The 12,950-nt window shown below is 38.9% G+C and carries 11 protein-coding genes and 1 tRNA gene; 2 read left to right on the forward strand and 10 right to left on the reverse strand.

Annotated features, from left to right (window positions below; all coding sequences use genetic code 11):
* Positions 1 to 224: 224 nt before the first annotated feature.
* The 3 genes from B3394_RS12675 to B3394_RS12685 all read right to left on the reverse strand — a co-directional run bounded on the left by B3394_RS12675 (position 225) and on the right by B3394_RS12685 (position 2,057).
* Positions 225 to 698 carry a hypothetical protein gene (locus B3394_RS12675; RefSeq protein ID WP_286924874.1) on the reverse strand — a complete coding sequence of 158 codons (474 nt, stop codon included), beginning with the start codon at positions 696 to 698 and terminating at the stop codon, positions 225 to 227.
* Between the two features lie 12 nt (positions 699 to 710).
* Positions 711 to 1,655, reverse strand: coding sequence for an AraC family transcriptional regulator (locus B3394_RS12680; RefSeq protein ID WP_286924876.1), 945 nt, complete (start codon positions 1,653 to 1,655; stop codon positions 711 to 713).
* Positions 1,656 to 1,982: 327 nt separating this feature from the next.
* Positions 1,983 to 2,057, reverse strand: a tRNA-Pro gene (locus B3394_RS12685).
* A gap of 168 nt (positions 2,058 to 2,225) precedes the next feature.
* Here B3394_RS12685 and trxB point away from each other — a divergent pair.
* Complete coding sequence (trxB, locus tag B3394_RS12690; protein ID WP_286924878.1) at positions 2,226 to 3,173, forward strand: thioredoxin-disulfide reductase; 948 nt, start codon at positions 2,226 to 2,228, stop codon at positions 3,171 to 3,173.
* A 49-nt stretch (positions 3,174 to 3,222) separates the two neighbouring features.
* Here trxB and B3394_RS12695 read toward each other — a convergent pair whose 3' ends face one another.
* The 7 genes from B3394_RS12695 to B3394_RS12725 form a co-directional block, all read right to left on the reverse strand.
* Positions 3,223 to 4,056 (reverse strand): GIN domain-containing protein, encoded by an 834-nt coding sequence (locus B3394_RS12695; RefSeq protein ID WP_286924880.1) that lies wholly within the window; start codon positions 4,054 to 4,056, stop codon positions 3,223 to 3,225.
* Between the two features lie 77 nt (positions 4,057 to 4,133).
* On the reverse strand, positions 4,134 to 7,718 hold the full coding sequence (locus B3394_RS12700) for an ABC transporter permease/M1 family aminopeptidase (RefSeq protein ID WP_286924915.1): 3,585 nt from the start codon (positions 7,716 to 7,718) through the stop codon (positions 4,134 to 4,136).
* A 29-nt stretch (positions 7,719 to 7,747) separates the two neighbouring features.
* Complete coding sequence (locus tag B3394_RS12705; protein WP_177732938.1) at positions 7,748 to 8,620, reverse strand: ABC transporter ATP-binding protein; 873 nt, start codon at positions 8,618 to 8,620, stop codon at positions 7,748 to 7,750.
* A gap of 176 nt (positions 8,621 to 8,796) precedes the next feature.
* Entirely contained in the window at positions 8,797 to 9,540 is a 744-nt protein-coding gene (locus B3394_RS12710; protein WP_286924917.1) for a head GIN domain-containing protein, read from the reverse strand.
* 118 nt (positions 9,541 to 9,658) lie between these two features.
* A complete protein-coding gene (locus tag B3394_RS12715) occupies positions 9,659 to 11,398 on the reverse strand; it encodes a PspC domain-containing protein (protein ID WP_286924919.1) in 1,740 nt (579 codons plus the stop codon).
* A 5-nt stretch (positions 11,399 to 11,403) separates the two neighbouring features.
* A complete protein-coding gene (locus B3394_RS12720) occupies positions 11,404 to 11,733 on the reverse strand; it encodes a PadR family transcriptional regulator (protein ID WP_177732944.1) in 330 nt (109 codons plus the stop codon).
* 69 nt (positions 11,734 to 11,802) lie between these two features.
* Entirely contained in the window at positions 11,803 to 12,255 is a 453-nt protein-coding gene (locus B3394_RS12725) for a DUF4870 domain-containing protein (protein ID WP_177732946.1), read from the reverse strand.
* 209 nt (positions 12,256 to 12,464) lie between these two features.
* Here B3394_RS12725 and B3394_RS12730 point away from each other — a divergent pair, with 209 nt between their 5' ends.
* Positions 12,465 to 12,917, forward strand: a complete 453-nt coding sequence (locus B3394_RS12730) for a DUF4442 domain-containing protein (protein WP_177732948.1) — start codon at positions 12,465 to 12,467, stop codon at positions 12,915 to 12,917.
* Positions 12,918 to 12,950: the final 33 nt, after the last annotated feature.

Below are 12,950 nucleotides of genomic sequence, written 5' to 3' on the forward strand. Positions count from 1 at the left end.
AACAATCTGTGTATCACAACAACACCAGTTGTACGGAAGGTAATAACATCGAAAAAGAAAATCGAAGAGAAGGAACGGGAAGGAAACCTCTTTGTAAACATTGTCAGAATCTTTAAAATTCAAGCCGCTTGTTCAAGCGGCTTTTTTATTTACAAAAGGCACTTACTGGAGGCAAGAGTCAGCAAATTCAAAAGAGCTTACATGACAATATAGGCTATTTCTTTTTACAGAAATAATTTTGACAGTTCTTCTGCATGTGCCTGATTATAAGATAGTACATAAGCGATATAAGGAACGAAAAGCAGTATGCTAATCAGTAAACCGATTCCTAACGCCTTATATTCCTCATGCCTGATGATTATGAAAACGACCCATATTAAATTGAGTGTCATTATAATATGTCCTAAATGTGCGATCAGATTTATGGCATTCCATGACAATACAAACATTGCCATCGTTCCAAGAAAATAGATCGGCAGAAATGTTATAATCAGGTAAGCAGCCTTTTTCCTTATCAGAAACGCAAGGAATAAGAGTAAATATAAGAAACTGGTTGGAGCACAGGAATTAAATGAAATCCATTGTATCCAGCTAACGTTCAATTTTACCAAGAAAAAGAATGTGCTGCTCAGGGTGATAAGAAACAACAATACTGCTAAAATAATTCCTGTTGTTTTCTCTGTTTTGGTAAGTCTCATATTTCAAAAAGATTATAAGGGTTTTATAGGAATACAGATATCTACGATAAACCTGTGTTCAGGATTTTCACTGTAATCGTTATGATAGTATTCATAAGTAGGACTATCAGCAGGCTGGCAGCCACTTTCTGTCAGCCACGCACACATCGTGTTCCAGGCTTCTTCAAATTCAGTTTCTTTAATTTCAAAACGACCGACAGCATACTTGCCTGATGGAATATTTAATTTGCCAATTTCGCCGTCAACTTTTATATTGCCATCTACAATAATACTGGCATCCTGGCGTACTTTATCGATACTTGTCACAGCAGGGTCATCCTGATAAACGGTTACGGTTCTGGTGCCTGGGTTCACCAATCCACGGGGAATAGCCCACTTGAAAAGCTTTTCGTAAGCCTGTCCGATCTTGTTAAATGCACCTGTGTGGCGACAATAGATCAGATTCAGTTCCGGCATTTGTCTGATTTCAATTTTTGTGTCCATAATGATTAATGTATTCAATTCGACACTGTAAAATTGTGCATTAATCTGCTGGTAATTTTTGCCAATCTTGCTGACTGCTTTGCAATCCTTGCTATATCTGATCCCGTTTTTAATGTAAATCGGCTTGTCCTGATTGCGAAATTCTGTGGTGGTCATATTAAAATGACTTTTAAATGCCCTGCCGAAAGAGGATATATTAACGAATCCGCAAAGGAATGCAACATCGCTTACCGATGCCTTAGGGTTATTATGCAATAATTGCGCTGCTTTTTCCAATTTAATACGGGACACAAAGTTATTCGGGGTTTCACCCACCATTGCTGTAAATATCCGGTGAAAATGATATGGAGAAAAAGAAGCAACACCAGCCAATGTGGCAAGATCGAATGATTTATCTAAATGGAGCCTTATGTAGTCCATCACCCGGTTTATCCGGGTTGTGTACTCTTGTCTGCTAAGTTGTTTCAGATTCATGTTGTCAATTTTTCGATATAAAGTTACATAATGATGGTGTTGTATTTTATACGAATCTTGCTGATAATAAAATGATTAGCAAGTATTTCGCTTTAGCGCATTTACAGACTGTACAGCATTATCTTATTTTTGATAGCAACTCGTCACATTTGAAATTTGAAGGGAGTATTTAAAAAGCAAAAGCCACTGAATCTTGAGTGGCTTTTTTTATCCTATCAGGACAAGTTTGAACTATTTCCGGTATGATTTTTTAGAGCTTCCGGAACATTGTTAAGGAGAGCAACTTAAATAAACAAAAAAAGCCCTAACTTTCGTTAGAGCTTTTCGTCGGGGTGGCAGGATTCGAACCTGCGACCTCCTGGTCCCAAACCAGGCGCGATGACCGGGCTACGCTACACCCCGTGTGTTCTGTAATTGTGGGTGCAAATATAGAACTTAATTTTAATTTCCAAAATCTTTTTTTGAAATAAATCATTTTTATTTTAGAATAGTTAAAACTAATCTGTTTTGTGTAAAACTTTTTTAATTAAAACTTACATTTGCTATCTAAAAAAAATAAAGCAAAGAATTATGTCAGATACCATCGAAAGAGTAAAATGTTTGATTATCGGTTCGGGACCTGCAGGGTATACTGCAGCTATTTATGCAGCCAGAGCAAACATGAATCCTGTTTTATACCAAGGGACGCAACCCGGCGGACAATTAACAACAACGAATGAAGTAGAAAACTTTCCGGGCTATCCGGATGGGGTAACCGGACCGGAAATGATGGTGCAGTTACAGGAGCAGGCAAAACGTTTTGGAACAGATGTTCGTGACGGCTGGGCTACCAAAGTTGATTTTTCCGGACCTGTTCACAAAGTGTGGATTAACGATACCAAAGAAATTCACTGTGAAACGGTAATTATCAGTACCGGAGCTTCTGCAAAATATTTAGGATTGCCATCAGAACAAAAATATTTACAATTAGGAGGCGGTGTTTCTGCCTGCGCTGTTTGCGACGGATTCTTCTACAGAAACCAGGAAGTAATTATCGTTGGAGCAGGAGACAGTGCCTGTGAAGAAGCACACTATCTTTCCAAGCTATGTAAAAAAGTGACGATGTTAGTGAGAAGCGAGAAATTCAGAGCTTCCAAAATCATGGAAGACAGAGTTCGCAAAACGGAAAATATCGAAATCCTGTTAAATACGGAAACGGATGAGGTAATCGGAGACGGACAGGTGGTAACGGCTGTTCGTGTTAAAAACAGAACAACCGGAGAATTAAAAGAAATTCCGGTTACAGGGTTCTTCGTAGCGATTGGTCACCAGCCGAATACGGAAATCTTTAAAGAATATATCCAGTTGGACGAAACGGGTTACATCATCAACGAGCCGGGAACGTCCAAAACCAGCGTACCGGGAGTTTTTGTTGCCGGTGATGCTGCCGATCACGTGTACCGTCAGGCAATTACTGCTGCCGGAACAGGTTGTATGGCGGCACTTGATGCCGAAAGATATTTGGCTTCTCAAGACTAAATACTCCCAATAAAGCATAAAAAAGCCCCGGATTTCCGGGGCTTTTTTGTTATTGTAATTTCTTGTATAATGTCGCGTTATCGGCAAAGTTTTTCATATCTACCTTAGGCGCTCCGAATAGTTGTATTTCTGATTTTCCTGTGGCAAAAATACTGATCGTTTTTAAAGCATTTACATAACTGCTGGTATACGATTCACTGATTAGCTCCATATCGGTAACAGCGAATTTTTTAGCATTTAAAACAGCATTATTGTCCAGTCTTATTTTAGAGATACCGGAATCACCTTCCAATGTAGCGGTAGCTTTCTGGTACAGGTCAATTTTAGACTCTGCTGCGGCAATTAATGCTTTTAATTCGGCATTTTTGCTTAATTCAATCGTTGCCGATTCTGCTTTAATGTTTAGCTCTGCTTTACTTTTGTCATTCATGATCAGCGCAAAAACAGAAGACTTTACATTCAGGTATGACTTGGAATAATCAAAATTCTTAACGGTCACATTATCCAGCTGCAAATCTGCCAGGGCATTTAACTTGGTTTCATTTTTAGCAGAAATCATTTTAAGATTGTCGGTATAGGTAACGCGAACGCTTAGTTTTTTAGCAGTGGTAATCTCTTTATCGGTATATACCCGTAAAGTACTGCCGTACATTTCGGCTTTAATCGCTTCGTGCAGGTTGTCATCGGCTTCAATTTCCAAAGCCTGTTTGTCGCCTTTTACAAGGAATACTTCAAGATTGTCTTCGAATTCCAGGCTTTCAAATTTATCAACGTCTTTTTGGGTAACCGTTACAATTTTAGAACCTTTTAGTTTTTCTTTTTTCTGAGCAAAAGAAAAGGCAGTAGTAAGCAGTAGGGCAAATAATAAAATCGTTTTTTTCATGAACTATAAATATTTGAAGCGCAAATTTAGGCAAAAAAATATCCGTTTCTAAATGTTTTGAAACGGATATTCGGAAGTTATTCGGTTACTGATTTGATATTATCATCCGGTATACGGACTATCAGATAATTGTAAGGATCAATACCGGCCTGTGCAGGTATTTCTTTTGTTTTGAATGTGAAGGTGTTATCCTTTTTGGTAATCTTATAGCGTTTGTAGGCCAGCACTTTTCCGGTGGTGGCTTCTCCTTCCGGTTTGGCAAAAACAGCCACGTCGATATAATCGGCTATCGGCATTTTTGTTTCGATACCTAAGGAATCCGAACGGAATTTCTCGGAAGACGTTTTAAAGGTCACTTCATATTCTGCACCCAGTTTTTTATACTTTGCTTCGGTTACCCTGTTTGAAAATAAAGTAATGTTTTCAAACATATCACTAATCAGGTATTTTAAACTGTCCGGTGTTACTTTCCGGAATTCGTTAACCGCATTGATGGAAGTCGGGTAAGGCGGATTTTTATAGGCATAGGATTTAATCAGGTTGGCTAAAGCTGTATTTACATTTTGCTCACCCACCATTTCCTTTAGGTAGTACATCACCACACTGGCTTTGTTGTAATGGATATACTGCTGGCTTTCTGTTTTCATCAAAGGACGTTCTGCTTCAAATTCGGAACTTCTGCCGCTTAAATAACGGTCCATTTCATATTTCAGGAATTTCTTCATTTTGTCTTTTCCATATTCTTTTTCCATCACCATTAAAGCCGAATACTGCGAGAATCCTTCGCTCATCATTTCGCTTCCCTGCATGTTAGCTCCACAAACCTGGTGTGCCCAGTATTGGTGTCCCATTTCGTGTGCAACTACATAGAATACCTGGTCAATGTCGTCTTTGGTAACTTCTCTTAGGTCGACAATAAAACCAATCCCTTCACTATAAGGCATCGTACCCGGAAATGCCTGCGCAAAACTGGCATATCGCGGGAATTCAATGATGCGGCATTGTTTGTGGTAATACGGACCAAAGTTTTGCGTGTAGTATTCCAGTGATTTTTTCATGCTCTTCATCATGTTCGGAACATTATAGGCATGTTGCTTGTCATAGTAAACTTCTAAATCGATACCGTTCCATTTTTCGCGGGCCACCTGGTATCGGGCAGAAATAAAGGAATAGAAATTTAAAGACTGTTTGTCCAGTTTGTAACGGAAATATTTTCTGCCGTTTGCGTCCCAGCTTTTTAATAAGGTACCTGGTGCAATGGCAATCTGATCCGGTTCGGTGCTTAAAGTAGTGGTTACTTCAACCCAGTCCGAATCGTTGCTGATGTATGTATTGCCTCTGGCAACCAGATCCGATTCGTTTAGTTTCGGCATTCTGTTGCGTTTCGGAAGTTTCAGTTTGACACGCTTGTTTTTGTCGGAAATTTCATAACCGTTATTGTAGCCGAAAGTAGGCATGAAATCACTGTTGTTAAAGAATGTTCCGTTTTGCGTTAGCTGGGTAAAGCTCACTTCGTTTTCAAAACCTTTGGTGATTTTAGATAACGCAATACTGATTTTTATCGAATCATTCGGAGCCAATGGTTTTTCCAGCGTATAAATCCGGTAGCTCAAATCGGTATCCTTTACTTTTAATTTCGCTCCCGGAATGCTTATGGTAATGCTGTCCGTTAGTTCCGGCATTGTAAAATGCAGTTCTTTAATTGGTGTATTCGATTTGTTTTTGGCCCAGGCTTCTACTTTTGCCGACATGCTGCGTTCTTTCGGCATAAGGTCGATGTTGTAATCAAATTTGTAAAAACGCGGCTGGATAAGGTGTTCGAATTTTTTGTATTTCTTTTCGTAGGCCACCTGTTTGTTTTCCATTTGTTTGGAAGAATCGTAAGTGTTCAGGACCTGGGTGTTGTAATACACAAAACCACCGCAAAGCAGGAACGCGAGTATGCTTAGTGAAAGCGGCAGTTTGCTTTCGCTAAAAGAAACTTTGGCCTTTTTCCAGCGGTATTTGAATTGTGATTCTTTGCCGCGAATGTAAAAAGCAGTAATGACAAAGCATAAAATAAGGCAGAACAGTGTCCAGTAAATACGAAACCATGTTATGGAAGGAATAAAAGGTCCGTAGCCATTCATGTCAGAGTATTTAATATCCGGTGTTGCCCCAAACGATAACATGTTGCTGTCAATCTCCAGTAGGCCCCAGATAAAACTGTTTACGACTACAAAAGCCACAAAAGCAAAATAAGCAATATAACGGTTGTTAATCAGGTAGTGGAAGAAAAGGGACAGTACGATCATAAAGGTAAAACGGGATAATTTCAGGACTAATAAAGATTTGATATATACGCCCGGTTCGTATTTGTAATATCCCTGAAAGGTTTGGGCAATGATCCCGATAACAATAGTACAGCACAGCACCAGCGCAAGCGAAAGAGTGATGGCTAGCAGTTTTGAAGAAAACAGGAAACCCGTTTTTACAGGAGTAGCATCCTGTATTTCGTTAATTTTGGCATCGCGTTCTTTCCACACCAAAACGCCGGTATAGAACGTAATAAAACCGATAACAAAAATATCGAATGAACCGGAAATAGTATCGACCACATCATAGGTCACCGGATATTGTTTTACTCCATACAGGCTTGTAAAGCTCGTCAGACCTGCTACCAGGTTCGCAAGACCAATTACAACAATGATGATAAAAGTCGGGTTTTTAATGATCGCTTTTAACTCGAATACCGTCAGTTTCCAGAAGCTGCCCATCGAAAACCGGAATGTTTCCGGTGTTTTAAGGATAAAACTCGGATTTAATTTTGACAGCTCATTAGCTGTTTTTTCCTTTTCTTTTTTAGGTTTTTCCTTTTTGGTATTGAATGAAAAACGGAAATAGATAACAAACAGTATCGCAAGACTTATTCCCAGCCAGATCAAGCGGTTTATTAAAACATCGCCTTCAAGTCCTATGGCATGCAGGTTTTTCTCGGCAACGGTCATGTATTTGGTCATGATGCCAAAAGGCTGCGTACCAAACGGATCCAGGATGTTTGCCAGCCATTCTTTTTGAATATCTCTGGTATAACCTTGTGAAACCCCGTAGAACACCAGGATCAGCATGGCGCCTATAAAAGAAATGATATTGCTTCTGAAAATAATAGCCAGTCCGTATAGCAATACTCCGGAGATGATAACATTCGGAATTCCGAAGACTAATAAACCCTGAAGGTGTCCGTCCCAGATAATGGCACCGAAACGTTCCGGCGGACTCATGTCGAATACCTGTGCCAGTGGCGGAGCCAATAAAGCCCCGATGGAAACTCCAAGCATCGGAATAAGGGAAACAAGGGTTGCCCCGATGAATTTTCCAAAATAATAATCCCTTTTCTGAATCGGAGAAGAGAAAACAAACTGGTGCATGCCGTATTGAAAATCCCTGTTTGCAGTGGCATTCATAAAGGCTGTTGTCATTAGCAAACAGATGGTAGACATTACCGCATAATAGTTCTGGATAACAAAAGGAGAATTCTTTAAAACATTCCCTACACCACCGCCAATACTGACATTGTCTGATGCAATGGCAAAAAATACCAATAGTGTATTGATAAAAAGAAAGATCCAGGTCATTGGCGATTTAAGCCAGTATTTTAATTCGTATCGTATAAATTTCCACATAATTTTACTGTTTAGTTTCGGTTAGGCAGTTAGACAAGCTCGTTTAATTTTGCAAAAAATACATCTTCAAGATTCTCTTCGGCTGCAACAAAACCGTCACCCGGTGTTGTTTCGGAAAATATGTGGATAAGGGGCTGACCGCCCACTAATTTGTTCGAGATTACTTTGTACTCATTCTGATAATCCTGTAACGTATGTTTGGCGATTTTGCGTTCCCATACTTTTCCTCTGATTTCCAATAAGGCATCATCGGTATCACCGCTAAACAGCACCTGACCTTTGTTCATGATCGCCATCTGGGTACACAATTCCCGTACGTCCTGTACAATGTGTGTGGAAAGGATAACGATGGTGTTTTCTCCAATTTCACTCAGAATGTTGTAAAAACGGTTTCTTTCTCCCGGATCCAGTCCGGCTGTTGGTTCATCAACAATAACCAGCTGCGGATTACCGATCAGGCACTGTGCGATTCCAAAACGCTGGCGCATACCGCCGCTATAGCTGCTCACGGCATTTTTGCGGTGATCCCAAAGGTTTACGTTCACTAATAACTGTTCAACGATTTCCTTACGGTCGGATTTATTGCTAAAGCCCTTCAATAGGGCAAGGTGATCTAATAATTCTACAGCGGAAGTTCTGGGATAAACGCCAAACTCCTGCGGCAGGTAGCCCAATACTTTACGAACCGATTGTTTGTCGTTCAGTACGTCGATGTCGCCTAAGGTAACCGAACCGCTGTCGACATCCTGTAAAGTAGCGAGTGTTCGCATTAAGGAAGATTTCCCGGCACCGTTAGGGCCCAGTAATCCGAACATTCCTTTTTTGATGGTTAATGAAACATTATTTAAGGCATGTACACCATTGCTGTATTTTTTGTCTAAATCTTTAATAACTAATTCCATAATGATATATTGTTTTTTGATTGAGTGTATAAGGATAGGACTTGATTTTAACTTTTTTGTTACACTTATGTAAGTTAATATGTATTTTTTTATTTAGAAAATGTAATTATTCTGAGGAAAGGGTAAAAAAAAAACATCCCTGAAGCAGAGATGTCTTTAGCTATTTAGGATGTGGCTTATTCCTGGGAAATACTGCCTCCTGAACTTAATTTTTTGATAAGGTTGTTGGGAGTTCCGATATAGTTTACAGAACTTCCGCTGGATGCTTCTGCTGTTAAACTCTGTGAGGTATTTAACGTAATGCTGCTGCCGCTGGAGGATTCGGCTACGGCATCTTTTACAGCCAGCGCTTTGGCATCGATACTGCTTCCGCTGGAAGAATTAGAGTCTAAACGGGAGGCTTTTCCGCTGATTTTAATACTGCTGCCGCTGCTGCTTTCACAGCTAACGGTTTCGGCTTCCACTTTAATGACAATCCGGCTGCCGCTGCTGGAAGAAAAAGCCATCGCATTATTTTTCAGTACATTTTTACTGCTCACGGAAGAACCGCTTGAAGCTTCAAAAGAATCTAATTTCGGAAGGCTTACATATACTTTTTTCGCTTTTTCATTTTTGATATTGGCATCGGAAGTTATTCGTAATTCGCCGTCTACAACTTCTGTTTTAATGTGGCTTTGCAGGTTTTCATCTGCTTCTACCGTAACTTTTGTATCCGGACTCTGTTCAAGGATCACTTCTAATCCGCGGCTGGCAGATATGGCAGTGAAATTGGACGGAACATTTCTTGTTTTAGTAACGACATTACCATTGCCTTCAACTTTGTTAAGTCCGCTGATGGAGAAGTTGTTACAGGAACTGAAAAGTAAAGCAACTATGGCTGCTACGATTACTTTGGTGATGTGAATGACTAATTTGACCATGACATTTGTTTTTTGATTGATTAATGATTCATTCCGGTATTCCTGATTTGTTTTGTGAAAAGAAAGCTATCCGCAGCAATTGTGTTTCGGGATAGCTGTCCTTTCAGGTAGTTATTCGTTATTTTGTATTGATAATTATTTTGTTGTCTTTGATCTCAACACCTTCAACACTTTTGGTCACTTCTTTTTTAGAAGCTTCTTTGATCTGAACGCCTTTTCCGTTAATGGTTACCGTTGTTGAGGTAGAAGTGCTGTCCGGGTTTTCTTCATCTGATTCCTCGCTGTTTTCTTCCGGCGGGCAGTTCAGGCATTTTAATTCTTCTTTTTCTATTCTGTAATAGTACTGGTCACTGTCCTCGTTTAAATAATAGTTTGAATAATGGTTTTCCAGATAATTGTCTACATTTTCTGAAGGGTGGATAATGGCACCTTCCGGAAGATAAAGATAAATAAGGACTTTCTGGTGACGGTATTTATTAGCCATACCGGTTAATAAATAATTATCTAAAATTAAAGTATTTCCTTGATTTTCAAAATTATATTTTATTTTTTCAGCTCTTTGTCTGGCATCAGAAAGCGATTTTCCTTCCGATATTTTTTCAATCTGCATGTACGGTTCTTCCGAAGTCTTTAAGATATGGATCTCAATGTTGTTCGAATAGATCACATCATTCTGAGCAGAATCCTGTACAAAACGGAAGTCGGTATTACTGTCGGCTGTTTTAGAGAAATAATCATTAAAACGCATTTTGATATTTAAGGTATCGTTTGCAGCAATAGCTAAGTTTTCTTTTTGAACAACTTTGCCTTCAAAGCCCACTTCGGTTGCCTGACGGATTCCTATATAGATGAGCACCACTATCGAGATGATCCAAACACCTAGCAAGGTAAATTTCGCAATACTTCCGATGGATTTCAAATTGTTCACTAAAATCTTTAATCCCAATAAGAAGAAGAAGAAAAGCGGAATACCAATAGCCAGCAGCATCAGGATGCCTAAAAACCACATCGGCAGATCGGTATAGTTTGAAGCGTTCATATAACTAAACCAAGGGGCGTCGGGCATTGTTGCGGTAAAGATCATCATTATGGAAGCAATAGCAACCCCGATTAAACTCATGAATGAGAAAAGCACAATGAAAGCGCCAATGACTTTGGCAAAAACTCTGAAGATCGTCATGAAAACATCTTCAATGGTTGTTGCTACTTTCGTGGCTCCGGTTTTGGCATTATCGGCTATTTTCTGATGATCCAGATTGTTGATTTTTTCGGAAATCTCGCCAAAACCTTCACGAACCTTCTTTTCGATATTCGAGATTGTGATCGGTTCACCGGTCATTTCTAATTTTTCAGAAGTTGTTTTGGCTTCCGGGATTAAAATCCATAGAATGATATAGGCAACGATACCGGTTCCGAATCCGGCGAAAACCAATACGATTAACAGGATTCGCAGCCAAAGCGGATCGATTCCCAAATAGTGGCCAAAACCTGCCGCTACACCACCTAATAATCCTTTTTCTTTGTCACGGTATAGTTTTTTGGAACCGGACGTACTGTTATAGGTCGTATAAGTTGTATTGGATTCGTTAGCGTCATCTTCAATTCTGTAATCTTCAGGTTGTCCCATTACAGTGATTACCTGATCAATTTCGGTTAAGCCTACAACCTGTTTCTCACTTGAAAGTTTTTCAGATAAAAGTTCGGCAACTCTACTTTCAATGTCATTCATGATTTCATCTCTGCCATCCGGAGAAAGCGAGCGCTTAATAGCATCGAAGTAGCGGTTTAATTTCTGATAGGCGTCTTCATCCATATAAAAGAAAAAACCTCCTAAATTTATACTTACTGTTTTGTTCATGACTATTAGTTTTGGCTAGTTATAATGTTTACTGCATCAGATAATTCTGTCCAGGTATTATTCAATTCTTTTAAAAATTCTTGTCCTTCCTCTGTCAGACTGTAATACTTTCTCGGCGGACCGGAAGTGGATTCTTCCCAACGATAATTAAGAAGACCGTCATTTTTTAATCGTGTCAGCAACGGATATACTGTTCCTTCAACTACTAAGAGTTTTGCGTTTTTTAGAGTGTCCAGAATTTCAGAAGTATAGGCATCTTTTTCTTTTATTACCGAAAGGATGCAAAACTCCAGAATTCCTTTACGCATCTGAGCTTTGGTGTTCTCAATGTTCATAGAATTTCTTTTTTTGGATTAAACTGTTCATTTTTTGATTGATGATTGATGTGATTGATGATTGTATTTTTATTTTAAAAAATTAATGGCTAACGGGTAGTGGTAGCGTTGTCCGTTGCTGCTTTTTACAGCGGCATAAATGACAAGGAAAAATTCCACTACTTTTAATACCCCGAATAAAATCGCCGCTGCTACTGCGATGATAACGATCCCGGTTATGTTCCCGGTTGAAATGTGATCCATTATAAAGTCACCGTTTTCAAAGCTGCTGAAGGATACATTTTTAAATACTACATAAATAAGTATCGGAACAGCAATTAATAATAAAACCAGTGAATATAATAACATGCTCAATTGGAAATTCAATGTTTGTTTTCCATTATAGTCTACAAAATCCGATTTGTCTTTTTTTAAGGCCCATATTAAAATAGGGAAGAAATAATTGCCAAACGGAATAAAATACTGAGTTAAAGTACTCAAGTGTAATATTGTAGCGGTGTTCTTTTCATTAGTTGTTGTCATAATAGTTCGTTTTTTGATTGATGATGGATGATTGATTGATGATGATTTCAAATAATACTATTGATTAGCTATTATTTTCTTATGCAAATATATGGCTAAAAGAAAGTATCTTGCAATGCATAGTACATTAATTTAACTTTTATTTAACATTTTTAAATTTTGTATGATTGCATAGTATTTTTTGTATTTTTATAGAAAAAACAACAGCTATGGAATTTACCCCGTCAAAATTAAATACCTTTTTATTCTTTAAATTACCATCGGCATTTTGGAGTGGTGTCAGGGTTAAAAAGATCTCGGCTGCTTCCTGTCTGGTTTCGGTAAAGCATCGCTGGATTAACCAGAATCCTTTTAACTCGATGTATTTTGCGGTTCAGGCCATGGCGGCCGAATTGACAACAGGTGCATTGGTGATGTACCAGATACAGCAAAGCGGCAAAAAAATATCCATGCTGGTGGCGAATAATAAAGGGAATTTTTCCAAAAAGGCAAAAGGGAGAATAACTTTTGTGTGCAATGATGGTCATTTAATTGAAGAAGCGATTAAGCAAACGGTTGCTACCGGTGAAGGGCAGACCTTCTGGATGAAATCGATCGGAACCGATGAAAAAGGGGATCAGGTTTCTGAAATGGATTTTGAATGGAGTGTGAGAATCAAGTAGGATTCTGCTGCTGATTTTATAAAGTTAAACCTA

Origin of the sequence: Flavobacterium sp. UBA4197, from assembly GCF_002379575.1 — a bacterium.
Classification (GTDB): domain Bacteria; phylum Bacteroidota; class Bacteroidia; order Flavobacteriales; family Flavobacteriaceae; genus Flavobacterium; species Flavobacterium inviolabile.

Coding starts and splice junctions, on each gene's coding strand:
- B3394_RS12675 (WP_286924874.1), bottom strand. CDS start 698: ATGAGACTTACCAAAACAGAGAAAACAACAGGAATTATTTTAGCAGTA.
- B3394_RS12680 (WP_286924876.1), bottom strand. CDS start 1,655: ATGAATCTGAAACAACTTAGCAGACAAGAGTACACAACCCGGATAAAC.
- trxB (WP_286924878.1), top strand. CDS start 2,226: ATGTCAGATACCATCGAAAGAGTAAAATGTTTGATTATCGGTTCGGGA.
- B3394_RS12695 (WP_286924880.1), bottom strand. CDS start 4,056: ATGAAAAAAACGATTTTATTATTTGCCCTACTGCTTACTACTGCCTTT.
- B3394_RS12700 (WP_286924915.1), bottom strand. CDS start 7,718: ATGTGGAAATTTATACGATACGAATTAAAATACTGGCTTAAATCGCCA.
- B3394_RS12705 (WP_177732938.1), bottom strand. CDS start 8,620: ATGGAATTAGTTATTAAAGATTTAGACAAAAAATACAGCAATGGTGTA.
- B3394_RS12710 (WP_286924917.1), bottom strand. CDS start 9,540: ATGGTCAAATTAGTCATTCACATCACCAAAGTAATCGTAGCAGCCATA.
- B3394_RS12715 (WP_286924919.1), bottom strand. CDS start 11,398: ATGAACAAAACAGTAAGTATAAATTTAGGAGGTTTTTTCTTTTATATG.
- B3394_RS12720 (WP_177732944.1), bottom strand. CDS start 11,733: ATGAACATTGAGAACACCAAAGCTCAGATGCGTAAAGGAATTCTGGAG.
- B3394_RS12725 (WP_177732946.1), bottom strand. CDS start 12,255: ATGACAACAACTAATGAAAAGAACACCGCTACAATATTACACTTGAGT.
- B3394_RS12730 (WP_177732948.1), top strand. CDS start 12,465: ATGGAATTTACCCCGTCAAAATTAAATACCTTTTTATTCTTTAAATTA.